General features: G+C 59.1%; 25 protein-coding genes and 1 pseudogene. 17 read left to right on the top strand and 9 right to left on the bottom strand.

Annotated features, from left to right (window positions below; translation table 11 throughout):
• Positions 1–308 precede the first annotated feature (308 nt).
• The 3 genes from JOE33_RS22650 (at position 309) to JOE33_RS22640 (ending at position 5376) form a co-directional block, all read left to right on the top strand.
• Positions 309–2138 (top strand): hypothetical protein, encoded by a 1830-nt coding sequence (locus tag JOE33_RS22650; protein WP_187625824.1) that lies wholly within the window; start codon positions 309–311, stop codon positions 2136–2138.
• Positions 2139–2189: 51 nt separating this feature from the next.
• Positions 2190–4823, top strand: coding sequence for a hypothetical protein (locus JOE33_RS22645; protein WP_187625825.1), 2634 nt, complete (start codon positions 2190–2192; stop codon positions 4821–4823).
• Positions 4824–4917: 94 nt separating this feature from the next.
• Positions 4918–5376 carry a hypothetical protein gene (locus tag JOE33_RS22640; RefSeq protein ID WP_187625826.1) on the top strand — a complete coding sequence of 153 codons (459 nt, stop codon included), beginning with the start codon at positions 4918–4920 and terminating at the stop codon, positions 5374–5376.
• 1 nt (position 5377) lies between these two features.
• Here the strand turns inward: JOE33_RS22640 and JOE33_RS22635 are convergent, their stop codons facing one another.
• Positions 5378–6067: an alpha/beta family hydrolase gene (locus JOE33_RS22635; RefSeq protein ID WP_032611869.1), complete on the bottom strand. Its 690-nt coding sequence runs from the start codon at positions 6065–6067 to the stop codon at positions 5378–5380.
• 693 nt (positions 6068–6760) lie between these two features.
• On the opposite strand from JOE33_RS22635, the gene ccoN reads away from it, so the two are divergent.
• From ccoN to hemN, 12 genes and pseudogenes are all read left to right on the top strand, one after another.
• The gene (gene ccoN / locus JOE33_RS22630) at positions 6761–8203 is read left to right on the top strand and encodes a cytochrome-c oxidase, cbb3-type subunit I (RefSeq protein ID WP_187625827.1); all 1443 of its coding nucleotides are present in this window, start codon (positions 6761–6763) and stop codon (positions 8201–8203) included.
• The gene (gene ccoO, locus JOE33_RS22625) at positions 8203–8811 is read left to right on the top strand and encodes a cytochrome-c oxidase, cbb3-type subunit II (protein WP_003391400.1); all 609 of its coding nucleotides are present in this window, start codon (positions 8203–8205) and stop codon (positions 8809–8811) included. The genes ccoN and ccoO overlap by 1 nt, the downstream gene beginning before the upstream one ends.
• 5 nt (positions 8812–8816) lie before the next feature.
• Positions 8817–9008 carry a cbb3-type cytochrome c oxidase subunit 3 gene (locus JOE33_RS22620; RefSeq protein ID WP_187625843.1) on the top strand — a complete coding sequence of 64 codons (192 nt, stop codon included), beginning with the start codon at positions 8817–8819 and terminating at the stop codon, positions 9006–9008.
• Positions 9005–9982: a cytochrome-c oxidase, cbb3-type subunit III gene (gene ccoP, locus JOE33_RS22615; RefSeq protein WP_187625828.1), complete on the top strand. Its 978-nt coding sequence runs from the start codon at positions 9005–9007 to the stop codon at positions 9980–9982. The genes JOE33_RS22620 and ccoP overlap by 4 nt, the downstream gene beginning before the upstream one ends.
• 125 nt (positions 9983–10107) lie before the next feature.
• The gene (locus JOE33_RS22610) at positions 10108–10359 is read left to right on the top strand and encodes a type II toxin-antitoxin system prevent-host-death family antitoxin (protein WP_002554250.1); all 252 of its coding nucleotides are present in this window, start codon (positions 10108–10110) and stop codon (positions 10357–10359) included.
• Positions 10359–10555 (top strand): annotated as a pseudogene (locus JOE33_RS22605) (hypothetical protein). The gene JOE33_RS22610 and the pseudogene JOE33_RS22605 overlap by 1 nt, the downstream one beginning before the upstream one ends.
• Positions 10556–10619: 64 nt before the next feature.
• Positions 10620–12032 carry a cytochrome c oxidase accessory protein CcoG gene (gene ccoG / locus JOE33_RS22600; RefSeq protein WP_010426874.1) on the top strand — a complete coding sequence of 471 codons (1413 nt, stop codon included), beginning with the start codon at positions 10620–10622 and terminating at the stop codon, positions 12030–12032.
• 10 nt (positions 12033–12042) lie between these two features.
• Positions 12043–12579, top strand: a complete 537-nt coding sequence (locus tag JOE33_RS22595; protein WP_010426875.1) for a FixH family protein — start codon at positions 12043–12045, stop codon at positions 12577–12579.
• Between the two features lie 2 nt (positions 12580–12581).
• Positions 12582–15056: a heavy metal translocating P-type ATPase gene (locus JOE33_RS22590; protein WP_187625829.1), complete on the top strand. Its 2475-nt coding sequence runs from the start codon at positions 12582–12584 to the stop codon at positions 15054–15056.
• Positions 15035–15238, top strand: coding sequence for a cbb3-type cytochrome oxidase assembly protein CcoS (gene ccoS / locus JOE33_RS22585; RefSeq protein WP_010426877.1), 204 nt, complete (start codon positions 15035–15037; stop codon positions 15236–15238). The genes JOE33_RS22590 and ccoS overlap by 22 nt, the downstream gene beginning before the upstream one ends.
• Positions 15231–15914, top strand: coding sequence for a sulfite exporter TauE/SafE family protein (locus JOE33_RS22580; protein ID WP_096139891.1), 684 nt, complete (start codon positions 15231–15233; stop codon positions 15912–15914). Before ccoS ends, JOE33_RS22580 begins: the two co-directional genes overlap by 8 nt.
• Before the next feature lie 95 nt (positions 15915–16009).
• On the top strand, positions 16010–17392 hold the full coding sequence (gene hemN, locus JOE33_RS22575; RefSeq protein ID WP_187625830.1) for an oxygen-independent coproporphyrinogen III oxidase: 1383 nt from the start codon (positions 16010–16012) through the stop codon (positions 17390–17392).
• A gap of 14 nt (positions 17393–17406) precedes the next feature.
• Here the strand turns inward: hemN and JOE33_RS22570 are convergent, their stop codons facing one another.
• A complete protein-coding gene (locus JOE33_RS22570) occupies positions 17407–17874 on the bottom strand; it encodes a hypothetical protein (RefSeq protein WP_010426880.1) in 468 nt (155 codons plus the stop codon).
• A 152-nt stretch (positions 17875–18026) separates the two neighbouring features.
• Here JOE33_RS22570 and fnr point away from each other — a divergent pair, with 152 nt between their 5' ends.
• A complete protein-coding gene (fnr, locus tag JOE33_RS22565; protein ID WP_010426881.1) occupies positions 18027–18761 on the top strand; it encodes a fumarate/nitrate reduction transcriptional regulator Fnr in 735 nt (244 codons plus the stop codon).
• 61 nt (positions 18762–18822) lie between these two features.
• A complete protein-coding gene (locus tag JOE33_RS22560) occupies positions 18823–19371 on the top strand; it encodes an adenine phosphoribosyltransferase (RefSeq protein ID WP_003370206.1) in 549 nt (182 codons plus the stop codon).
• Positions 19372–19898: 527 nt separating this feature from the next.
• Here JOE33_RS22560 and JOE33_RS22555 read toward each other — a convergent pair.
• The 7 genes from JOE33_RS22555 to JOE33_RS22525 form a co-directional block, all read right to left on the bottom strand.
• Entirely contained in the window at positions 19899–20300 is a 402-nt protein-coding gene (locus JOE33_RS22555) for a DUF2802 domain-containing protein (protein ID WP_003316837.1), read from the bottom strand.
• Positions 20301–20780: a chemotaxis protein CheW gene (locus JOE33_RS22550; protein WP_010427683.1), complete on the bottom strand. Its 480-nt coding sequence runs from the start codon at positions 20778–20780 to the stop codon at positions 20301–20303.
• A 57-nt stretch (positions 20781–20837) separates the two neighbouring features.
• Positions 20838–21740 carry a CheW domain-containing protein gene (locus JOE33_RS22545; protein ID WP_025990811.1) on the bottom strand — a complete coding sequence of 301 codons (903 nt, stop codon included), beginning with the start codon at positions 21738–21740 and terminating at the stop codon, positions 20838–20840.
• A gap of 75 nt (positions 21741–21815) precedes the next feature.
• Positions 21816–22604, bottom strand: coding sequence for a ParA family protein (locus JOE33_RS22540; RefSeq protein ID WP_010427678.1), 789 nt, complete (start codon positions 22602–22604; stop codon positions 21816–21818).
• A 45-nt stretch (positions 22605–22649) separates the two neighbouring features.
• Positions 22650–23537, bottom strand: coding sequence for a flagellar motor protein MotD (motD, locus tag JOE33_RS22535; protein WP_032611895.1), 888 nt, complete (start codon positions 23535–23537; stop codon positions 22650–22652).
• 6 nt (positions 23538–23543) lie between these two features.
• Positions 23544–24284 carry a flagellar motor protein gene (locus tag JOE33_RS22530; RefSeq protein WP_010427674.1) on the bottom strand — a complete coding sequence of 247 codons (741 nt, stop codon included), beginning with the start codon at positions 24282–24284 and terminating at the stop codon, positions 23544–23546.
• Positions 24284–25444 carry a chemotaxis response regulator protein-glutamate methylesterase gene (locus JOE33_RS22525; RefSeq protein ID WP_122529238.1) on the bottom strand — a complete coding sequence of 387 codons (1161 nt, stop codon included), beginning with the start codon at positions 25442–25444 and terminating at the stop codon, positions 24284–24286. Before JOE33_RS22525 ends, JOE33_RS22530 begins: the two co-directional genes overlap by 1 nt.
• Between the last annotated feature and the right edge of the window lie 32 nt (positions 25445–25476).

Here is a 25476-nt window from a genome sequence, read left to right as displayed (position 1 = left end):
TTTTATTGTGGCTGCACCGCTAGCAGATACAATTAATTTCCAATAACAAACAAGTAGTCCAATTCCGAAACTTTAGTAGTACCTTTCCCACAAAACACTAGGCTAGTCCGATTGGACAGCCAGCCTACATCCATAAAAATACTTGCCCAAAGAGCATTGACAGCCGCCCAAAAAGTCTATTACTTAAAAATCCAGATGAAGCCAAGAGCTTCTCTCTGACGGCCAAGCGCCCCTGGAATTATCGTTATCGACTGACGGCATCAGGACACTCCTGCTCGTCAATAAAAATCAAATAAAGGAATTTCGACATGCGTCAAAACAACAATTTTTACACACGCGGCCCCCATCAAGAACCGACGCTCATACCACCGTTTGTTCCTGTCGCAGACGAAGCGGACGGACTTATAAAAACAGCCGACCTTGCCAATGACATCATCGTCGAATTTCCAGTCTGGGAAGGTGCCAGGCTTCAAGACTCTTACCAGTTGCGATTGAATGGCGATGAAGTTGGTTTAGCAGGCCAACTGATACCTCTTCCACCGGTCGGAACGCTATTACGCTTGACCATCCCCGTCGACACCGAACTGAAAGACGATGGCGCGTACGAACTTGACTACATGACGATCGGTTATCCCAGTGGTGCGGAGCAATCGTCCCAAATCAAAACGCTTGTTGTCGACCGCACCGCTCCGGGCGCCCATCAACTGGGTTACATGGATTTTCCGGCTGAGGCCAAAGATGGCCTGACACTTGAAGAGCTTCAGTCCATGGGCGGTGTATTGACCGGTAGCATTTTCGGATATTCGGGACTGAATCGCGGCGACGTTATCAAAACCTATTGGGGAAACGTGCCCGGTCCAGAGCTTGAACTGAACGGTCTGGAAGATGAAAGTCAAGCGATCGAAATCCTGTTTACCAAGGAGTTTCTTACTGCTCTCGGCAGCCCTGCAGGCGCAACCTATTACACGGTGACAGACCGAGCCGGCAACACATCTGCCGAGTCTCAGAAGATTACCATCCCTCTGTTTCTGACCGAAGTGACGCCCGGCCTGCCTGCTCCGGTTATTGATAATAACGACGGCGTGATTGATTACGCAGAGGCCACGGCCAGCGTCGAGGTAAAAATTCCGTTCTCGTCCTTTTTGATGGAAGGCGATCAGATTCTCTTGCACTGGGGTTCTGAAGACTTAGGGCCTGCCTCTGTTGCCGTGGAGGACCTGGACGAGCCTTTCATTCTGTTCTTTGATGTCCCATATCTGATCATTGAACAGGCTCAGAGTGGTCTGCGCGACATCAAGTATGACGTCATCAGAAACGGACAGGTTACCGGTACTTCAGACCCTCTTGAAGTGCTTGTCAATATTGAGCTGCCCGTGCCTGGCGTTCTCGACAAGCCGACGATCAAAGGTAGCAGCAGCACGCCCAGCAATGAAGACAACTTTATTGATGAGAACGACTTTGAGCTTGACGCCACCGTATTGGTTAACTGGAACCCTCTCTTTAAGGCCAATCAGATCTTGACGGTCTTTTGGGGCGGCCAAGAGGTATTGGAACAACCCTACACGCTCACCAACAGCGACGTCGTCGCAGGCCGTACGCTGTTGCTCACTGCGCTGAACAGTAAGTTTACCGCCGTGGGCACAGGAAACGACATCAGAGTTTATTACACCGTCAAAACCGAGGGTAATCCCAATCTCTCCACCTCACCAGAGCAGGGCTTGATTGTGCGCTCGAAAAATGAATTACCGGGTGGTCCGGAAGGGCCAGAAGCACCGCAATTTATGTCGCTGTCTGCCAACGGCACGCTGACCTTTGAAAATAGCGCGCAAGGCGCCCCCATTTTCATCCATCCCTATATAAACATGGCGCCAGGACAAGTCATTGTCTTCACCTATGAAGCCTACAACGAGCTGGTGGGCGATGATAAAAAATTCGAGTGGTCAGTCACGTCACCGGCCATCACTCAAGAAGAAGTTCAAAACGGCGTTAACATTCTGGTGCCACGCACTGTATTGAACCAGCACTGTTACGGGCATGCTGACATCAGCTTCCAGGTAAAAAGCAGCATGGGCCAAGGTAACTCTAAACGCGCCAGCGCCTACGTCGATATGCGTGTCGGTGGACTCTGCAGAATTTGACCTTGCCTGAACTCCGCCATTTATCTTTAAACAAGAAAAAAGAGAAAATACATGAATTCAATACACACGTCATCTGCACTGCCTGTTCCATTGCCCTTGAGCTATAACCCTCAAGGCATTGGCGATGTTGACGTAGCAGACCCGGCCAAGCCGATAGAAATACTGATCGGCCCTATCAACCTCAAGCCAAAAGATCGGATCGACCTGTTCTGGGGAACACACAATGAGGTTATTGATACCTACACACATTCTTCAGACTCATCGAACACCAATGGCATTTTTTCATTGTATGTGGATACCCGCTGGATACAGTCAGGCCTTACGGATGTCAGCTATCTCTACACGCCGTTCCCCTCCAATATCCAGGAACATTCGCCTGTTAACAAAATAGTCGTCAAACTGGAAATCCCCGGTGGTCGGGATCCCGACCCAGCCACACCGTACGAAAATGAAAAGCTCAACATTCCAACCGTCAATCCCTCTGGCGTGATCACCTCACCGGAAGAAGTAAGCGTCACCCTCGATGCTTACGAGAATATGGCTGCAGGGGACTCGATTTTCATCTATTGGCACGGCATCAGGGTCGAATATCCTCCTCTGACGGAAGACCAGCTTGGTAAACCTGTCACTGTGAGTATCGACAAGCAGATCATTATCGAAGCGGGGGACTCGGAAAATATTGTTGTCCGGTACGACGTCAGGGATGTCGTCAATAACTGGTCCCGCTTCTCTTTCCCAGCCTATGTCGCAGTCGAGGCTGGCAACTCCAGCCTGCAGGCACCGATCGCCCCACAGGCGCCAAACATGGAGCTTGATCTCGATAAACTGGCTGGCGCAGATGTTCAAGCGCTCGTGCTGTCAAATGTCAATATCGCGATTGGCGACATCATAAATTTTGTGATGGAGCGAAACACTGCAGAAGGCATGCAACTGGAATCCTTCACTGAATCAAAAGTGGTTCAGATACCTGGCAGCTTCATCGAGTTTCTCATCCCCAATGAACAGTTCCATCCCATCGCACAGGGCCGGGCACGTCTTAAATATACGGTGATCAAAGGCACTGGCGAGGTGCTGCGCTCAAAGAGTTTGACACTCGCAGTGCTCGGTCAACCGCAGCAGTTATCATTGCCGCATGTCCAAGGCGTCACCAACGGAATTCTGAACCCTGATAGTCACAATGTGATAACTCAAGTGCCGCCTTATTACTTCATGGCAGACGGCCACGACATCAATCTGGTATGGATTGGCAAGGCTGCTAACGGTGAGACGGTCATGCATCAAGAGGTTAAAAACCTGAATGCCGATGATATCGACAAGGGCATCGACTATTTGATTCCGGATGACAAGGTGGGTGCATTGGCAGGCGGTTCACTTGAGGTGTATTACACAGTAACCACCTACGCGAAAGCGTTCTTCAAATCGCCCATACTACGGTTGCTCGTGGACGTGGATAACAGCACTCCGCTGGAAGCTCCTGTCGTGGACAAACTGAGTGCTGACGGCGTTCTCGACCCGGCCGATATACCGCTGGAAGCCAGTGTTCGCGTGTTGCCTTATCGCGCAATGGCTGAGGGAGACAAAGTCACCATTCACTGGGAAGGCGGTGATACAGAGGGTACCTATGGCACATACACCGTCATTAATTCCGGAACGGTCAACAGGGAAACCGTATTCCGCATTCCTAAACGATACGTAGATGCCAATTTAAACAGGCTGGTCCAGGTCTGGTATACGGTACAACAAGGAGACCGAATTGCTGAATCGGAGAAATTGGCAATTACTATCCGTGAGATGGTGGCACTGCCCCTCCCCACCCCCACCCTGAAAGAAGCCATCGGCACCACGCTAGACCCGGCCGACGCTTTATCCGGCGCAACAGTGGTGATCGACGCGACCGCCAATCTGCAAGCCGGCGACCAGGTCATCACACAGTGGCAAGGGCCCAACGGCAATGACTCCCGCGAAAAGACCCTGACCGGCGCAGACGCTGGCAAGACGCTGGAGGTCGTGTTTGCTGCAGCGCTGGTTACGGCAAACGCCGGGCAGACGGTCGCGATTTCTTATGTCGTCAATCGCGTCAACGGCCTGGTACAGGTCTCCGGCACGCTGGCCTTGCAGATTCTGGCGGCGCAGCCCGAGCTGGTGCTGGACACTTCGCCGGTCACCCTGGCGGGCAAGGTCTATCTGCTTCCGGGCTCGCCGGACCTGCTGCCGAACTTCCCGGCTGACACCACCCTTCAGCGTCAGGCCAGTGGCGGGCAGGCACCCTATCAGTACACCTCGAGCAACCCGCTGGTCGCGAAAGTGGACAGCAACGGCCTGACCTCGGTTCGAGGCAAAGGCACGGCCATCATTACCGCGACCGATGCGCTGGGCGCGAGCAAGCACTACACGGTCACCGTGACCGGCGTCATTCATTGCGTCGGCCTGGGCAGTGGCAGCTTTTCTCAGATCAACAAAAACGCGGGTAACAATGGCGCGAGGATTCCAACCATTCACGAGCTGGTGGATATCCACGCCCTGTATGGCAATCGCTGGCCGATGGGTAACGGCAACTATTGGTCGTCGACGGTTTCAAGCGCCGGCATCGGTGGATGGAACTGGTATTACGTGAAGAACATGGTCACTGGCGGCAACTTCAAACTGAAGAGTCATAACGCCAGTCTTGGCGTAGGCATCAGATGATCGATTGCTGAAACCCCATTAAATATCCGGCAGGGCGTTGCGCTAAAGGTGTAACGCCCTGTCGCCGTTTTCAAGAGTCTCTCAGGGTCAGCCCATGCATCGTCCGACTCCCTCACTGCGGCGCCTCGTTCACCCCGCTGTCCATGAAGGCCGCTTTGCCGCCAGCATCAACACGCAGCCATTCAGGACGTCCTCACTGACAGGTCGGCTGACGCTGAGATCGGAGCTGGAACGGGCCCCAGCTCAATGGATATGGCAGGTCATCGCCGACGGCAGGGTGGGCAACAGGCGAACCACCATCGGCTTGTTTCTGGATCGCGACCTCGAGCCTGGCGACCACGACCTGATCGATCATGAGCAGATCAAGGTGATCTACAACGAAACGCTGCACCGCAAGAACACGGTTTACCACTCTGCGCATTTCCAGGGCGGCCGGCTGGTTCTGCTTGAAGCCAGTCCCTGCACACGGCGGCTAAGGGGCGTGTTCAGTTTCAATATGTCATCAATCAACCTTGATGTGACCGACGGCGCCTTCGACCTGTATTGCCGGTGACTCAGGCGCGCAGGAACCCGGCAATCTCCCTCGCGGATTCAGCCAGGCATTGCTCGTGGCTGACGCCCGCGACCTTCAGTGGTTTGAGGTCGTGGTTGGCAGTCGGCAACCAGTGCAGCCGGATGGCACTCGACAATGCATAACCCTCTACTGTTTCGCGATTGCCCAGCGCGTCGCGTTCGCCCTGGACGATCAGCGTGGGTGTCTTCAGTTCGGCCAGATGAGCCACGCGTGGCTTTTCAGGCTTGCCCACGGCGTAGAACGGATAACCCAGACACACCAGCACATCGACCTCAAGCTCATCGGCGATCAGGCTGGCCATCCGCCCGCCCATTGACTTGCCGCCCACCGCCAGACGCCCGGCGATGTGAGCACGCGTACAGGCGAACACCTCTCTCCAGCATTCCAGCAGTTGTGCTTGTGGATTGGGTGGACGCTTGCTGCCGCCCTGTCGCCGCTGCGCCATGTAGGGAAACTCGAAGCGCAGGACGCTGATACCTTGGGCCGCCAGATCAGCCGCCATGCGGTTCATGAAGTCGCTGTCCATCGGGGCGCCGGCACCGTGCGCCAGCAGCAGGGTCGGCGTGTCCAGCGCATGCGCAGGTAGCGCGGGCGTCCACAGCCAGCCTCTTTCACTCACCAGTTGCAGCCATTGATCGATACCGATACCGGGCTTCAAGCCGTTGCTCATGGTTACCTCATTCAGGTGGGTCACGGAGTAGCCCGCTACTATAGCGGCGAACAGGGCAGTGAATCCCTCACGAATCGCGAGCGCATGGCGCATCGTCATGCCCCGCCACGTCGGACAGCCACCATTCAGGTCTGCCCGGGTACTCTGTCAAGGTGCACAAGGTCAAGTACCGAGGCGATGAGCGCCCCAAACCTGACACCGCCGGGCGGTTTCATTGACGGCACTGGCCTCGCACGTGCAACAACACCGCTGAGTCGGTCACCAGAGTCATATGCCTGCTCAGGCCAATTTGCCGGGCAATGACAGGTGTCACTGCCGACTGAACATACGTGACAGTCTTTGCGCGAGTCCTGATCAACTCGTCTGTACGCGAAGGTCGCCACCGCTGTGTTTCAGTCCAGCGGCGATGCGTGAACTCCGCACCCTGCAACGGGGTGCGGAATGCCTGCCGAGCCTGCTTTTAACGCAGCCTCATCAAGCGCAGCCACTTTTCGCACAGAGCCTGCGACTTCCCACACCTCTGTTTCAAAGCTAAACTCGCCAACACGCGTCTGCCGCAACCCTTTGACGCTCGTTGATGTGCCTGTCTGTTCCAGCCCCTGCCTTTTCGGTGTGCTTCGATGCCATTTCCAGCGCGGCATCGCCCTGTCCCGATTACGTCTGCGGTAACCCTCTGAATCGTGGAAGTCTGCAATGAGCACAACCATCACTCCGACAACCTACAACTACACCGTGGTGCGCCAGTTCGCCATCATGACCGTGGTCTGGGGCGTGGTCGGCATGAGCCTGGGAGTGTTCATCGCATCGCAACTGGTCTGGCCAGGGCTGAACCTGGAACTTGAATGGACCACCTTCGGCCGCCTGCGCCCGCTGCACACCAATCTGGTGATCTTTGCCTTCGGCGGCTGCGCGCTGTTCGCCACCTCTTATTACGTGGTGCAACGCACCTGCCAGACACGGCTGATTTCCGATGGTCTTGCAGCCTTCACCTTCTGGGGCTGGCAGGCGGTGATCGTCGGCGCCATCGTGACGCTGCCGATGGGCTACACCACCACCAAGGAATATGCCGAACTCGAATGGCCGGTGGCGATTCTGCTGGCCATTGTCTGGGCCGCCTACGCTGCGGTGTTTTTCGGCACCATCGTCAAACGCCGCACCCGGCATATCTATGTCGCCAACTGGTTCTACGGCGCATTCATCGTGGTGACCGGCATGCTGCACATCGTCAACCATATCTCGTTGCCGGTCAGCCTGTTCAAATCCTATTCGGCGTATGCCGGCGCGACCGACGCCATGATCCAGTGGTGGTACGGACACAACGCCGTCGGGTTTTTCCTGACCACCGGTTTTCTCGGCATGATGTATTACTTCGTGCCCAAGCAGGCCGAGCGCCCGGTCTACTCCTATCGTTTGTCCATCGTGCATTTCTGGGCATTGATCACCCTGTATATCTGGGCCGGCCCGCACCATCTGCACTACACCGCCCTGCCGGACTGGGCACAGTCGCTGGGCATGGTGATGTCGATCATTCTGCTGGTACCCAGCTGGGGCGGGATGATCAACGGCATGATGACGCTGTCGGGCGCGTGGCATAAGTTGCGGACCGATTCGATACTGCGCTTTCTGGTGGTCTCGCTGGCGTTCTACGGCATGTCGACCTTCGAAGGCCCGATGATGGCAATCAAGACCGTCAACTCGCTTTCGCACTACACGGACTGGACCATCGGCCATGTCCACGCAGGGGCACTGGGCTGGGTCGCGATGATTACCATCGGATCGGTCTACCACATGATTCCGAAACTCTATGCCCGTCCGCACATGTACAGCGTCAGTCTGATCAACACGCACTTCTGGCTCGCGACTGTCGGTACCGTGCTGTACATCACCTCGATGTGGGTCAATGGCATCACTCAGGGCCTGATGTGGCGCGCAGTGAACGACGATGGCACGCTGACCTACTCCTTCATCGAAACCATGCAGGCCAGCCACCTGGGCTATATAGTGCGGGCCATCGGCGGCGCCATTTTCACCAGCGGCATGTTGCTGATGGCCTACAACGTCGTGCGTACGATACGTGCCTCGGACCCTCAGGCGGCAGAGGCGGCCACTCGCATCGCAGTCGCGGGAGCGCATTGATGAAGCATGATGCGCTGGAAAAAAACATCGGTCTGCTGGCCTTCTTCATGGTGATTGCCGTGAGCATCGGCGGGCTGACGCAGATTGTCCCGCTGTTCTTTCAGGACGTGACCAACCAGCCTATCGAGGGCATGAAGCCGCGCAGCGCGCTTGAGGTGGAGGGCCGTGATGTGTTCATCGCCAACGGCTGCGTCGGTTGCCACTCGCAGATGATCCGCCCGTTGCGCGCTGAAACCGAGCGCTACGGGCATTACTCGGTGGCAGGCGAAAGTGTCTGGGACCATCCTTTCCTGTGGGGCTCCAAACGCACCGGGCCGGACCTGGCAAGGATCGGCGGTCGTTACTCGGACGAGTGGCACCGGGTACACCTGAACAACCCGCGCGACCTGGTCCCGACCTCGATCATGCCGGCTTATCCGTTTCTGGCCGAGAAGACAATCGACAGCACACAGACTGCGAAAAAGCTGCAGGTGCTGCGTACCCTCGGCACCCCGTACACCGACGCGGATATCGCCGGTGCAGCGGCTGCGGTACAGGGCAAGACCGAAATGGATGCGCTGGTGGCCTATCTGCAAGGCCTTGGCACGCTCATCAAGAGCAAACGGTGATCATGATGGACATCGGAATGATTCGAGGCCTGGGCACACTGGTCGTGATGGTCGCCTTCATCGGCCTGATGCTGTGGGTGTTCAGCCCGGCCCGCAAGGCAGACTTCGACGATGCGACCCTGCTGCCTTTCGCGGATGATCCCGAGGCCATCGGCAAGGTCGAAAATGCCATGGCTGAACGGGAAGACCGGTCATGAGTACGTTCTGGAGCCTGTATGTCGCGGTCCTGACCCTGGGCACCATCATCGCCATGCTCTGGCTGCTTCTGTCGACGCGCAAAGGTCAGCCCGACGAACCGACAGATGAAACCGTCGGCCATACGTTCGACGGTATCGAGGAGTACGACAACCCGCTGCCCAAATGGTGGTTCTATCTATTCGTAGCTACCATCGTCTTTGCGCTGGGCTATCTGCTCCTGTACCCGGGCCTGGGCAACTGGCAGGGTTTGCTGCCGGGTTATGAATACCGGGACCAGGACAGCAAGACACAATTCTCCGACGGCCAGCAAGGCTGGTCCAGTGTCCATGAATGGGAACGGGAAGTCGCCAACGCCGAGGCCCGCTACGGGCCGCTGTTTGCCAGGTACGCCGCCATGCCCGTCGAGGACGTGGCCAAAGACCCGCAGGCGTTGAAAATCGGCGAGCGTCTGTTCGCGTCCAACTGCTCGGTCTGCCACGGCTCTGACGCGAAAGGCGCCTATGGCTTTCCCAACCTGACCGATGCCGACTGGCGCTGGGGCGGCGACGCCCAGGCGATCAAGACCTCCATCCTCGCCGGGCGCATGGGCGTGATGCCGGCCCTGGGCGGCGTGCTTGGCGAACAAGGGGTTCGCGATGTAGCGGCCTACGTCCTGACGCAGCTGGACGCGCGCCCGCTACCGGAGGATGCCAAGGCTGACCCGGTGGCCGGACAGAAGACCTTCGCCAGCCTGTGCGTTGCCTGCCATGGGCCGGAGGGCAAGGGAATGCCGATTCTCGGCGCGCCGGACCTGACCCACCCCAACGCGTTTATCTACGGCTCCGGCTTCGCTCAGTTGCAGCAGACCATTCGTGATGGACGCCAGGGCCAGATGCCGGCCCAGCAAGCTTTGCTGGGCAATGATCGTGTGCATATTCTGGCTGCGTATGTTTACAGCCTGTCCCGCCAGGAGCAGCCACCTGACTCCAGGTGACAGGGCTCCGGCCAGCCTCCGGTTATGGCATTCTGACAGAACACATTCGTTGTAGTGACATCTCTACATGACTAAACTCAGTCATGACCACGGCACCCTGTCTACTCATTCCGGAAGTCGCGCACATGACCACTACCCTCTCCAGCCGTGAGTTCAATCAGGACACCAGCGGAGCCAAGAAGGCGGCTAATGAAGGTCCGGTGTTCATTACCGACCGCGGCCGCCCGGCCCATGTGCTGCTTTGCATCGAGGATTACCTGAAGCTGACCGGCAGCGCGGCAAGCATCGCCGACATGCTGATAATGCCCACTGACATCGATATCGAGTTCGAGCCTCAGCGCGCCGTAATCACGCCTCGACAGGTTGATCTGTCCTGATGTTCCTGCTCGACACCAACGTGGTTTCAGAGCTCAGAAAGCACACTGCAGACGCCAACGTGCTGCGCTGGTGCATGGCATGACAGTGGTCACACGCAACACAATGGACTTTCAGTCGTACGGGGTCGCGTTGCTCAATCCCTGGGTCAGCCAGTTGAATGAAGCAGCAGCCGTTTATTCTCGTGCATCACGTTGAACGCGGATATGAACCTGCCTGACCTGTATCGGCCGGGGTCAGGCCACCGCCGCTGGACTCATCGATGACCAAGCAGATTCCAGTACATGACATCACCCCGGCATCCGAAACAAGCGGCGAGTTCACCGACCTCTACGCCTCGCGCGAGAAAATCCAGACCCGCGCCTTCAAAGGCTTGTTTCGAAATGTCCGGATGCTCGGCGGCGCCCTGTTGCTGCTGATCTTTTTCGGCACGGTCTGGCTGAATCGCAGCGGGCATCAGGCGGTCTGGTGGAACCTGCCGGAACGCAAGTTCTACATCTTCGGCGCAACGTTCTGGCCGCAGGATTTCATCCTTTTGTCCGGCATTCTGATCGTTGCAGCGTTCGGGCTGTTCTTCATCACTGTCTATGCCGGCCGGGTCTGGTGTGGCTATACCTGCCCGCAGAGTGTCTGGACCTGGATGTTCATGTGGTGCGAGAAAGTCACCGAGGGCGACCGCAACCAGCGCATCAGGCTCGACCATGCCCCGATGAGTGCCGGCAAACTGCTGCGCAAGTTCGCCAAGCACAGCCTGTGGCTGCTGATCGGGTTTGCCACCGGTATGACCTTCGTGGGCTATTTCTCGCCCATTCGCGCGCTGTGCGTGGATCTGTTCACGGGCCAGGCGGATGGGTGGGCCTATTTCTGGATCGGTTTCTTTACCCTGGCCACTTACCTGAATGCGGGCTGGCTGCGCGAACAGGTGTGCATTTATATGTGCCCCTACGCGCGGTTCCAAAGCGTTATGTTCGACAAGGACACGCTGATCATCTCCTACGACCAGAATCGTGGCGAAGCCCGAGGTCCGCGCAAGAAGGAAGCCGACCCTCAGGCACTGGGGCTGGGTGACTGCATCGACTGCACGATGTGCGTGCAGGTCTGCCCGACCGGCATCGACATTCGTGACGGCCTGCAGGTGGAGTGCATCAGCTGTGCGGCATGCATCGATGCCTGCGATACGGTCATGGACAAGATGGATTACCCTCGCGGCCTGATTCGCTACACCACCGAACACAATCTGTCCGGGCAGCGCACCCGCACCCTGCGCCCGCGTCTGATCGGTTATGCGCTGGTCCTGCTGCTGATGATTGCGCTGCTGACGGCTGCATTCTGCATGCGTACGCTGGTGGGTCTGGAGGTCAGCAAGGACCGCATGCTGTTCCGGGAAAACGCCGAAGGCCGGATCGAAAACGTCTACAGCCTGAAAGTGATGAACAAGGATCAGGTGGACCACACCTATGTGCTGCAGGCCAGCGGCCTGCCAGACCTGAAACTGCAGGGCCGTCGGGAAATCAGTGTTCCGGCGGGCCAAATCGTCAGCCTGCCGGTGGAGCTGTCCAGTGCGCCGGAAAAACTGTCGTCGCACAGCAACGAGGTAACCTTTACCCTCAAGGACATCGACAGCGATACCCAGGTCGAGACCCAAAGCCGCTTCCTCGGCCCACCTATTCGTTAAGAGCCCCGCCATGCCCGCCGCGACTGCTGCAACCCCCTGGTACCGGCATCTATGGCCATGGATCATTATCGCCATCCTGACCGGCTCGGTGACCTTGAGCCTGTCGATGGTGTTCATCGCCGTGACCCACCCGGATCCGCTGGTCACCGATAACTATTACGAGGCTGGCAAAGGCATCAATCGCTCGTTGAATCGCGAAGTGCTCGCCCAGACCCTCAAACTGCACGCGCGTCTGCACATGGATGAGCTGACTGGCGAAGTCGAGCTGCGCCTGAGCGGCAACAGCAACCCGGAGCGTCTGGAACTCAACCTCATTTCGCCCACGCGCCCTGACAGTGATCGCCGGGTGTTCCTGACCCGCAGCCCTTCCGGGCAGGGCCGTTACATCGGTCAGTTGCAGGACAAGGTCAACGGTCGGCGTTTTGTGGAGCTGCTGGGTGTCGAAGGCGAGCAGACCTGGCGCCTGTTCGAGGAAGAACAGATCGGCACTGACGACGTGACCCTGGGTGACGAGCCCCTGCAAGCCGCGCAACGCCGGAAAGACTGAACGTGGTCAAGCCCTCCTCTCCCGCGCCGGTGCACTGCTACCACTGCGGTTTGCCGGTTCCGGCGGGCAGCCATTTCAACGCGCTGGTGCTCGGTGCATCCCGTCAGCTGTGCTGCCCCGGTTGTCAGGCAGTGACCGAGGCCATCGTCGCCAGCGGTCTGGACAATTATTACCGCCACCGCAGTGAAACCTCGGCCAACCCGGAAAGTCTGCCCACCCAATTGCTCGACGAAATGGCGCTCTACGACCGCGCCGATGTACAGGCGCCATTCGTGCGCCACGACGGCGACCTCTCGGAAGCCACCCTGCTTGTCGAAGGCATCAGTTGCGCGGCCTGCGGCTGGCTGATCGAGCAACACCTGGGACGCCTGCCTGCGGTGACTGAGGCGCGCATGAACCTGTCCACTCATCGCCTGCTGGTGCGCTGGAACGCCGACCAGCTTGCCCTCAGCCAATTGCTGAGCGAACTGCACGCGATTGGCTATGTCGCCCATCCATGGCAGGCCGACCGCGCTGCCGAACGCATGGCACGTGACAATCGCCTGGCGTTGCGACAACTGGGCGTCGCCGGCCTGCTGTGGTTTCAGGCAATGATGGCAACCATGGCCACCTGGCCGGAGTTCAATATCGATCTCAGCCCGCAGATGCATACCATCCTGCGCTGGGTAGCCCTGTTTCTGACCACGCCGATTGTCTTCTACAGTTGCGCGCCGTTCTTTGGCGGTGCGTGGCGCGACCTGCGCAGCCGTCACCTGACAATGGATGTCTCGGTGTCGCTGGCAATAGGCGCGGCCTACGCCGCAGGTATCTGGACCGCCGTCACTGGCGCTGGGGAACTGTATTTCGATGCGGTCGGCATGTTTGCACTGTTCCTGCTGACCGGACGTTACCTGGAACGCCGGGCCCGCGAGCGCACGGCGGCGGCCACGGCCCAGTTGGTCAACGTGCTGCCCGCCTCATGCCTGCGCCTCAGCGATGACGGCCAGAGCCAGCGCATCATGCTCAGCGAACTGCACTTGGCCGATCGGGTGCTGGTGCAGCCCGGCGCAGTAATACCGGCTGATGGCAAAATCCTCGAAGGTCGCTCCAGTGTCGATGAGTCGCTGTTGACCGGCGAATACCTGCCGCAAACGCGTAGTGTGGGCGATGCGGTCACCGCAGGAACGCTGAATGTCGAAAGCCCGCTGACCATCGGCGTGACGGCGCTGGGTCACGAAACCCGCCTTTCGGCCATTGTCCGGCTGCTCGAACGCGCACAGGCAGAAAAGCCCCGACTCGCGCAGATCGCCGACCGGGCGGCACAGACCTTTCTGCTGTTTTCGCTGATCGCGGCTGCACTGATCGGGGTGATCTGGTGGCAGCTGGATGCTTCGCGCGCTTTCTGGATCGTTTTGGCCATGCTCGTCGCCACCTGCCCCTGCGCCCTGTCGCTGGCGACACCGACCGCCCTGACTGCGGCGACCGGCACGCTGCACACACTCGGCCTGCTGCTGACCCGGGGTCATGTGCTCGAAGGCCTCAACCAGATCGACACGGTCATCTTCGACAAGACCGGCACCCTGACCGAAGGGCGCCTGACGCTGCGTAGCATCCACCCGCTGCGCGAGCTGGACGCCGATCGCTGCCTGGAGCTGGCGGCGGCGCTGGAAAACCGCTCCGAGCACCCCATCGCCCGCGCGTTCGGTCGAGCGCCAAGGGCTGCCGAACAGGTGCTCAGCACACCGGGGCTGGGGTTGGAAGGTCGTGTTGACGGGCATCTGCTGCGCATCGGCGAGTCGGCTTTCGTCTGTGCGCTGAGCGGCGCTGAAACACCCTTGCCAACCGAGCGGTCCGGCCAATGGCTGTTGCTCGGCGATGCGCGGGGCCCACTCGCATGGCTGGTGCTGGACGACCGGCTGCGCGAGGATGCAGGCCCCCTGTTACAGGCGTGCCGGGCGCGAGGCTGGAAGACGCTGCTGCTGTCTGGTGACAGCTCGCCGATGGTTGACAGTGTGGCGCAGGCGCTGGGCATTGATGAAGCGCGTGGCGGCATGCGCCCGGACGACAAGCTGGAGGTGCTGCGCCAGCTTCAGGCTCAGGGGCGCAAGGTGCTGATGATCGGTGACGGAGTGAACGACGTGCCGGTCATGGCAGCAGCCGACATCAGTGTGGCAATGGGCTCGGCCACCGACCTCGCCAAGACCAGTGCTGACGCCGTGCTGCTGTGCAACCGCTTGCCGGTGCTGATCGACGCCCTGAATCTGGCCCGACGCACGCGTAGCGTCATTATCGAAAACCTGCTCTGGGCCGGTCTGTACAATGGCCTCATGCTGCCCTTCGCAGCGCTGGGCTGGATCACTCCGGTATGGGCGGCGATCGGCATGTCGGTCAGTTCACTGACCGTGGTGCTCAACGCTTTGCGCCTGACCCGCCTGCCGCGTCGTGCGCTTGCCCCCCACTCTGCCCCGGAGGTTTCATGCCCGCGCTTTACATCATGATCCCTGCCGCCCTGCTGCTGGTGGGCGTCGCGATCTACGTGTTTTTCTGGGCGGTGGACAGCGGCCAGTACGACGACATGGAAGGCCCGGCACACAGCCTGTTGTTCGATGACACGCCGCCTGTGGAGCACGCCGCGCCTGAGCCCCACCAGCCGGGCTCTGACGAGAAACGCGATGTTTGAACTCGCTTCGCTGCTGTTCTCGGCGTTCATTCTCGGACTGCTGGGCGGTGGGCACTGTCTGGGCATGTGTGGCGGCCTGATGGGGGCCCTGACGCTGGCCATCCCCAAGGAGCAGCGCAGCCGCCGGTTTCGTTTGTTGCTGGCCTACAACCTGGGGCGCATTCTCAGCTACACCGCAGCCGGCCTGTGTTCCGGACTGGTCGGCTGGGCGGTGGCGCAAAGTCCGCTGGCGACGGGCTTGCGCATCATTGCCGCCATGTTGCTGATCATGATGGGGCTGTACCTGGCCGGCTGGTGGAGCGGGCTTACCTATATAGAGCGTCTTGGCCGGGGCCTGTGGCGCTATTTGCAACCCCTGGCCAGTCGCCTGTTGCCGGTATCCAGTGTGCCGCGCGCCTTGTTGCTCGGCGCCCTGTGGGGCTGGCTGCCCTGCGGGCTGGTCTACAGCGCCCTGCTCTGGGCCGCCAGTCAAGGCAACCCTCTCGACAGCGCGCTGCTGATGCTGGCCTTCGGGCTGGGCACCTGGCCCGTTCTGCTGGCCACCGGCCTGGCTGCCGAACGCACCACCGCTTTACTGCGCAAACGTGGTGTGCGCATGGCAGGAGGGCTGCTGGTGATGGTCTTCGGTGTCTGGACCTTGCCAGGCCCGCATCAACATTGGCTGATGGGGCATTGAGGCAGTCAACTCTTGCCATTTGATCCACATCAACGCCGACCCTCGCCCCCCTGCGTATGCTCGCGACATCGCCAGCCGGACCGGGAAACGCGCGCATGCTTGACGCCATTCGTTGGGATTCAGACCTGATCCATCGCTACGATGTGGCCGGACCGCGCTATACATCCTATCCGACAGCGGTGCAGTTTCACACCCAAGTAGGCGCCTTCGACCTGCTGCACGCGCTGCGCGAAAGCCGCAAGGCGTCACGTCCGTTGTCGCTCTACGTGCATCTGCCCTTCTGCGCGAACATTTGCTACTACTGCGCCTGCAACAAAGTCATCACCAAGGATCGCGGACGCGCTCAGGCCTACCTGCAACGACTCGAACACGAGATGCAGATGATCGCCTGCCACCTGGCACCCGGTCAGGTGGTGGAGCAACTGCACCTGGGCGGCGGTACACCGACCTTTCTCCGTCACGACGAATTGCGCCGTTTGATGGCGCAGTTGCGCTTGCATTTCAACCTGCTGGATGACGACTCCGGCGACTATGGCATCGAGATCGATCCTCGCGAAGCCGACTGGTCGACGATGGGGCTGCTGCGCGAACTGGGTTTCAACCGGGTCAGCCTGGGCGTGCAGGACCTCGACCCGACGGTGCAGCGGGCGATCAACCGCATGCAGAGCCTGGAAGAGACCCGCGCGATTGTCGAAGCCGCACGTACGCTGCAATTTCGTTCGGTGAATATTGACCTGATCTACGGTCTGCCCGCACAGAATCCGCAGACCTTCAGCCACACCGTGGACAAGATCATCGATCTGCAGCCTGATCGGCTGTCGGTATTCAACTACGCGCATCTGCCCGAGCGCTTCATGCCGCAGCGGCGCATCGACGCGGCGGATCTGCCGGATGCAGCGAGCAAACTGCTGATGCTGGAACGCACCGTCGAACAATTGGGCAGCGCCGGTTATCGCTACATCGGCATGGACCATTTCGCCCTGCCCGACGACGAGCTGGCCACCGCTCAGGAGGACCTGACCCTGCAGCGCAACTTTCAGGGCTATACCACGCACGGCCACTGCGATCTGATCGGGCTGGGGGTCTCGGCCATCAGCCAGGTCGGCGAGCTGTACAGCCAGAACAGCAGCGACCTGAACGAGTACCTGCGGCTGCTGGACAGCGACCAGCCCGCAACCCGACGCGGGCTGCTCTGCAGCGATGACGACCGCATCAGGCGCGCCGTCATTCAGCAACTGATCTGCCACTTCACGCTGGATTTCGGCGAAATCGAAAAGGCCTTTTGCATCGATTTCAAGGACTATTTCAGCGAAGCGTGGCCGCAACTGCTTGGCATGGCGAGCGACGGGCTGATCACACTGAGCGATACCGGCCTTGAAGTCAGACCGGCAGGTCGACTGCTGGTACGCGCAGTGTGCATGGTCTTCGATGCCTACCTGACACGGCAGAACAGACAGCAGTTCTCCCGGGTGATATGACCCGCGGCCAAGTGCTACATTTTGGCCAGAACCAGCATCCCCGCCTTCGTTTTGTCGGAGTCGCTGGAGTTCAGGCTGTTCATGAGCGACGACAGATCGGCCGTGGAATTGCTCACCTGCGCCTGCAACGTGCTGAGCACGGTCTGTAGCGCCGCGGCCTTGGTCCTTCGCTCCTCGGGGCTCAGGCTGGGGTCATTCAGCGCCTTCTGGATCTGCTCCATGGTTTCCTCGATCCTGCGCTGAAGTTCGCGAATCGCCTTGAGGATCTTCTGCACGGAAGAAGGCAGGCCGCTCTGCTCGATATCAGCGTTTCTGGAAGACGAAGACGCAGCGGCCTTGCCTTCTGCCGACAAATTGACCTGTACGCCCTTTTTCTCGCTTGCAGGCGTCTCGGCAGTGCCTGGATCGGCATAACTGTAGGTGGTCTGCGAAGTCGCAGTCCGTAACGTAATGCTGTTGATCAACGGGAGTGTCGTTGACATGACAAGGCATCCTGGTGTGGCTGAAGGAATACAGGTTTATCGGCAGGCAGCCTGCAACCTTGATGATGCCGACAGTTTTGCAGGCTGGCCCCGACAAGCATGGGTGAGTTACCCTTACTGCTTATGTGTGATTTCCCACAAGGAATTAAGTGATGTCCGAGCCAGTCAAGTCGCGCGCTCAAACCCAGGCTCACTGCAAGGATTGCAGTCTCGCGCCGTTGTGCCTGCCCCTTTCGTTGAACACCGAAGACATGGACAGCCTTGACCAGATCGTCAAACGCGGCCGGCCACTGAAAAAGGGCGAGTTTCTGTTTCGTCAGGGGGATACCTTCGAGTCGGTCTACGCGGTGCGTTCCGGGGCACTGAAAACCTTCAATATCAGTGACAGCGGCGAAGAACAGCTCACCGGCTTTCACCTGCCCAGCGAACTGGTGGGCATGTCAGGCATGGACGCCGAGGCTTACCCGGTCTCGGCGCAGGCACTGGAAACCACATCGGTCTGCGAAATCCCGTTCGAGCGTCTGGACGAGCTTTCCGTAAAACTGCCGCAACTGCGTCGGCAGTTGATGCGCGTCATGAGCCGTGAGATCCGTGACGATCAGCAAATGATGCTGCTGCTGTCGAAAAAGACTGCCGATGAGCGTATCGCCACGTTTCTGATCAATCTCTCTGCACGCTTCCGCGCCAGAGGCTTTTCGGCCAATCAGTTCCGCCTGAGCATGTCGCGCAACGAAATCGGTAATCACCTGGGTCTGGCAGTCGAAACGGTTTCCCGGGTATTTACCCGGTTCCAGCAAAATCAGCTGATTTCTGCCGAAGGCAAAGAGATACATATCCTCGCCCCCATCGAGCTGTGCGCGTTGGCTGGCGGATCGATGCAAAGCTGAAACGTGCGATCTTTGGCGGGTCGGCTTAAACTGTCGGCCAAAACTGCCATGGAACCCCCTGATGACTTTCGATCAATCGAACTTCAAATCCCTGATACGCCCGGTCGTGGACTTTCCCAAGCCGGGCGTGGTCTTCCGCGATATCACGCCCCTCTTCCAATCGCCCAAGGCCACCCGTCAGGTGATTGACAGCTTCGTGCAGCGCTACATCGATGCCGAGTTCAGCCATATCGGCGTTATGGACGCACGGGGTTTTCTGATTGGTTCGGTGGTCGCGTATCAGTTGAACAAGCCGCTGGTGCTGTTCCGCAAACAAGGCAAGCTGCCTGCCGATGTGCTGTCGGAGGCGTATCAGACCGAATACGGCGAAGCGTATCTTGAAGTGCATGCCGACAGTCTGTGCGAAGGTGACTCGGTCATCATGTTCGATGACCTGATCGCAACCGGGGGCACGCTGATCGCCGCCGCCAACCTGATCCGCCGCATGGGTGCCGAAGTGTATGAGGCCGCTGCGATCATCGACTTGCCGGAACTGGGCGGCTCCAAGCGTCTCAACGACCTGAAGATCCCGACGTTCTGCCTGACCGAGTTTGCGCTGGACGAGCAGTAAGACGGCGCGCGGATCGTCGCTGCGCGTTGCACAGCGGTTCTGCGATGTCAGGTGGATCGGGGTTCGACTCAAGTCACCTTTTCGCCCCTCGGCGACTTACTTTGATGGGGCCAAAGTAAGCAAAGCCCGCAGCTCCGTTTCCGGCCCGACTTCGTCGGGTTCCTTCGCCCTGTCACTGATCCGGGGGGCGCCGCAACGGGCCATCCATGGCCCGGTGCGGCTAGCCTGGCGTCCTGCCAGGCTACCCCCGGATCAGCGCCAGGACTCAGCCGTCACTTACGTCGCACTCTGCGTCGCCTGTGCCATCGCGATAAAAAAGCATTTTATGGCAGCATCAACAGATAAGGCATGATGTTATGCCGCATTGGAAATTTGCGACGCCAAGCGTCAGGAAGGGAATGCCAACGCGGAGTGATTGGCACGAGAGTTACAAGACTATCGTTCCTCACGCTCCAGCGTGGGAATGCAGTTCTGGACGCTCTGCGTCCGACCTTGAGTGTGCAGCGCAGGCGTGCAGGGAAGAGAAACTAGCTCGCTGTATTACCGTGCAGTTTGGTCATCAACTGAGCTTCGGCCTGGGTCAGGCCGCAGGACTGGGTCAGCTCATCGATGCTGGCACCCATGCCGACCAAACGTGCGGCCTGGGCGAAGGACAGCGTGGAGGGATCGCGCTGCTCCAGTGCGGTGAGCTTGTCCGGCAACGGCGCAACAACGGCACGCAGCTCATGCAACGCTTCGCCCATGCGCACCGTACCGTTCTGGTAGTTGTCCAGGCGTCTGGCCAACTCCTTGATCCGCTGATCCCGCAAGGCAGCCGCCTCATCACGCTCGGCGTCGAGCTTGCGCTGACGCCTGGTATGGGCCAGGAACATAAACAGGGTGACTACCCAGAGAATGCCCAGGAAGACGACAGCTACCTCAAAGATCAATCAGATGTTCTCCAGCTCGGACCACTCTTCTTCGGACATCATTTTGTCCAGTTCAACCAGAATCAACAGTTCGCCGTTCTTGTTGCAAACGCCCTGAATGAACTTGGCCGACTCGTCGTTACCGACGTTAGGCGCAGTTTCAACTTCTGACTGACGCAAGTAAACCACTTCAGCCACGCTGTCGACCAGGATACCGACGACTTGCTTGTCGGCTTCGATGATCACGATACGCGTGTTGTCGCTGACTTCAACCGGGTCCAGGCCGAAACGCTGACGGGTATCGATCACGGTCACGACGTTACCGCGCAGGTTGATGATGCCCAGTACATAGCTTGGCGCACCCGGCACCGGGGCGATTTCAGTGTAGCGCAGCACTTCCTGCACCTGCATTACGTTGATGCCGTAGGACTCATTGTCCAGGCGGAACGTAACCCATTGCAGAATAGGATCTTCGGAACCTTGTGCAGACGACTTATTCATAACCCCAACCCCTCACGTGTGTTCTTTGCAGGTGACGCCATTGGCATCGACCCATGATTATTTCGACTTGTTCAACTGCTTGACCGCACCACTGGCTATCAGCTCGGCCAACTCTGCAACATCCAGCAACGCGCACATATGCTCGATGACCGTACCCGCCAGCCATGGACGATGACCTCGCTGCGCGCGCCATTTGATCTCGTTCGGATCAAGACGCAACGAACGGCTGACCTGATGCACCGCCAGCCCCCACTCGTATCCCTGCACCGAAATCACGTACTGCAATCCCTGGCGAAAATCGTCGCGGTAGCGATCAGGCATGATCCAGCGCGCGGTATCCAACACTTTCAGGTTGCCCGCCTGACAGGGCAGGATCCCGAGAAACCAGTCCGGCTGACCGAACAGCGGCGTCAGCTCCTGCCCTGCCAGCGGATAAATCGACCCCAGGCACACCAGCGGCACCGCCAGCGTCAGACCGGCCACATCGAACAACAGACATTCGAACGGCTCGGCAGCCCATGCCGGACGACCATCGCTGGTCGGCGGCGGTGTCGGCGTGCGCTGAGCTGCCAGCGTGCTCAACTCGGCGACCGGTTCTACCAGCGCAACGGTTGGCACTGCCTCTTCGACCTGAGCCACTTCAACCTGCACCGCTTCGGCAACGATCACCGGAGCGACTTCAACCACTGGCGCAGGCGCTGCGACCTTTACCTCGACAGCCACCGGAGCCGGTGCGGCAACCGCGACTGCCAGCGGCTTGATCTGCGCCTGCATCCGCGCATCAAAGGCCTGCTCTTCGAGCACAGCCGCCTGAAATTCATCGATGCTGCTGCCGGGCTCTTCAAGCACTTCAGTCGCGTCGTACAGCAATGCATCCAGGTAGGACTGCAAAGCCAGTTTGGGTCGTGTTGCTACTTCTACAGGGCGGTTCATACCGGGGCCCAACAAAAAATGGAGCATGTACAGCCTGATAGAGTTATCGGCCGCATTGAGGCATCACTTGAGCAAACAATGTAGAAAGAGTCGACGTTCACGTCAGGCCACCTGCGCATTGAGCTGCTCGGCGAGCATATGCTTGAGCAATGCCCGGTAAGCGATCACACCACGACTCTTGCTGTCGTTCTGCGACGGCGTAAGCCCCAGACGGCTGGCATCGCGCAGTCGTGTGTCGACCGGCACATAGGCTTGCCAGACATGCTCGGGGAAGCTGTCGCGCAACAGTTTCAAGGTGCCCATAGAGGCCTGGGTACGCCGGTCGAACAATGTCGGCACGATGGTGTAAGGCAGCGGCACCTTGCGCGAACGATTGATCATGGTCAGCGTATTGACCATGCGCTCCAGACCTTTTACAGCGAGAAACTCGGTCTGCACCGGAATCGCCAGCTGCTGGCTCGCAGCCAGTGCATTGACCATGAGAACGCCCAGCAGCGGCGGACTGTCGATCAACGCATAGTCAAAATCCTGCCACAACTGAGCCAGACTTTTTGCAATGACCAGGCCCAGACCACTCTGCCCGGGTGATTGGCGTTCCAGTGTGGCGAGTGCAGTGCTGGACGGTATCAGCGAGATACGTTTATCGCTGGTAGGCAGCAGCAACTGGCCGGGAAGACCGTCCGGCACCGCGCCTTTGTGCAGGAACAGATCGAAAGCGCTGTGTTCCAGCTCGTCCGGGTTATGCCCGAAATAACTGGTCATGGAGCCGTGAGGGTCAAGATCGACCACGACCACGCGCTTGCCTGAATCGGCCAGCAAACCGGCCAGGGCAATGGTCGTGGTGGTCTTTCCGACTCCACCTTTCTGGTTGGCTACTGCCCAGACTCTCATTGATGTTTTTCCTTCCGTACAGCGACGACCATACCGATACGATGTTTAGGGGGCGGGTGACGGAGAATTGACGGCGTTCGCGCGTACCGGCGGCTTTGCTGGCACCGGTGCAGTTTGTGTGCCAGCACGCCTCAATGCAGCATCCGGCTGCACATTGGCCGATCCGGCGCTGGTCAGACTGCGGCGGACATCCAGATTGCGCGAGATAACCAGCACGACACGGCGGTTCTTGGCGCGTCCGGCAGTGCTGGTATTGGGAGCGATCGGCTGAAACTCACCGTAACCCACCGAAGCGAGTCGCGCCGGATTGACACCGTCCATGGCCAGCATGCGCACAATGCTGGCAGAACGCGCCGAAGACAGCTCCCAGTTGGTCGGAAACTGTGCAGTGCTGATCGGCTGGTCATCGGTAAAGCCCTCGACATGGATCGGGTTGTCGAAGCGTTTGACGATCCCGGCGACCTTTTCGATGATGGTGAAGGCCTTGTCACTGGGCATCGCATCGCCGCTGCCGAAAAGCATGCTGGAGTTGAGTTCGATCTCGATCCACAGTTCGTTGCCGCGCACAGTCATCTGGTCAGACTTGATCAGGTCACCGAACGCGTCACGCACGTCCTGGGCAATGGTCTGCAACGGGTCATCGGAAGCCTGACCTATGCCGGCGTCAGTCTGCTCGCTTTCCTTGACCAGCGGCTCGGCGGGCTTGATCGAGACCGGGCGCTGCTCACCGATGGGAATCGGCTTCATGGTGCGCTCGGTGTCGTTGAACACGCCGACCAGTGCCTGGGACAGGATCTTGTACTTGCCTTCGTTGACCGAGGAAATCGAGTACATCACCACGAAAAACGCGAACAGCAAAGTAATGAAGTCGGCATACGACACCAGCCAGCGTTCGTGATTTTCGTGTTCTTCGACCTGACGACGGCGAGCCATACGCTGTTACTCCATGAAGCCTTGCAGCTTGAGTTCGATGGAGCGCGGGTTTTCACCCTCGGCGATGGACAAAAGACCTTCAAGCAACATCTCGCGATAGCGCGCCTGACGGTGGGCAATGGCCTTGAGCTTGTTCGCCACGGGCAGGAGGATCAGGTTGGCCATGGCCACGCCATAGATCGTGGCGACAAAGGCCACAGCGATACCACTGCCCAGTTGACTGGGGTCAGCCAGGTTGCCCATGACATGAATCAGGCCCATGACGGCGCCGATGATACCCACGGTCGGAGCGTAGCCGCCCATGCTTTCGAATACTTTCGCAGCCTGGATATCGCGGGTTTCCTGAGTGATGAAATCGACTTCAAGAATGCTGCGAATCGCTGCCGGCTCGGCACCGTCGACCAACAGTTGCAAGCCCTTGCGGGCATAACCGTCGGGTTCGGAATCGGCTACGGTTTCCAGACCCAGCAAGCCTTCTTTGCGGGCGGTCATGCTCCAGCCGATGACCCGGTCGACACCGCCGGGCAGATCGATACGTGGCGGGAAAATGATCCAGTGGATGATCTTCATGGCGCGCATGAACGCGTTCATCGGCGACTGCAACAGCGAAGCGCCGAGTGTACCGCCCACCACGATCAGCGCCGCCGGACCATTGAGCAAGGCACCGAGGTGTCCGCCTTCGAGGAAATTGCCACCAATGATCGCGACAAACGCCAGAATCAGACCGATAAGGCTCAGTACATCCATCAGAGACAGGCCTCTACCAGGTGCCGACCGATGTCGTCGAGACTGTAGATCGCATCCGCGAGTTCAGCCTTGACGATGGCCATCGGCATGCCATAAATCACGCAGCTCGCTTCATCCTGCGCCCACACGGTACTGCCGGCCTGCTTGAGCAGTCGTGCGCCCTCGCGGCCGTCAGCCCCCATACCGGTCAAGACCACCGAAAGCACTTTGTCGCCATAGGACTTGGCGGCAGAGCCGAAGGTGATGTCGACGCAGGGCTTGTAATTGAGGCGCTCGTCGCCCGGCAGAATCTTCACCGTACCGCGTCCGTCAACCATCATTTGCTTGCCACCCGGTGCCAGCAGCGCGAGGCCGGGACGCAGCACGTCGCCGTCTTCGGCTTCCTTGACGCTGATCTTGCACAGCTTGTCGAGACGCTCGGCAAATGCCTTGGTAAACGCCGCAGGCATGTGCTGAATCAGCACCAGAGGTGCCGGGAAATTGGCTGGCAGTTGGGTCAGTACGCGTTGCAGCGCGACCGGGCCGCCTGTCGAGGTACCAATGGCCACCAGCTTGTAGGCCTTGCGCTTGGCTGTGCCGGAAGTTGTCGGGTGCGCCGGCGCATGATGGGCCTGAGCTGCCGCAGCCGCAGCAGGGGTCGCAGTGCGTGACGGCGCCGCCCTGGCAGGTGCAGGGGCTGGCGCCGATGCGCGGCTGGACAACGTCGACGCAGCCGGTGCCGCCGGGGCTGCACTGGCTGAACCGAACCCGCTGGAACGACGGTTGCTGCGTGAAATACTGTTGATTTTCTCGCACAGCAGCTGCTTGACCTTCTGCGGGTTGCGAGAGATATCTTCGAAATTCTTGGGCAGGAAATCCACCGCACCGGCGTCAAGAGCATCCAGCGTCACACGCGCACCTTCATGCGTCAGCGACGAGAACATCAATACCGGGGTGGGGATACGCTGCATGATATGGCGAACTGCCGTAATGCCATCCATCATCGGCATTTCGTAGTCCATGGTGATGACATCCGGCTTGAGCGCCAGCGCCTGCTCAATCGCTTCCTTGCCATTGGTGGCGGTGCCGACAACTACAATGTTGGGGTCCGAAGAAAGAATTTCCGTAACGCGGCGGCGGAAAAAACCGGAATCATCCACCACCAGGACCTTGACTGCCATAAACACTCCAATAGGTGCCGCAGGCAGCCAGG

The organism is Pseudomonas sp. PvP027 (assembly GCF_017833005.1).
GTDB lineage: Bacteria > Pseudomonadota > Gammaproteobacteria > Pseudomonadales > Pseudomonadaceae > Aquipseudomonas > Aquipseudomonas congelans.
The sequence above is the reverse complement of the archived record's forward strand: the minus strand, read 5'-3'. Positions and strand labels throughout refer to the sequence as shown.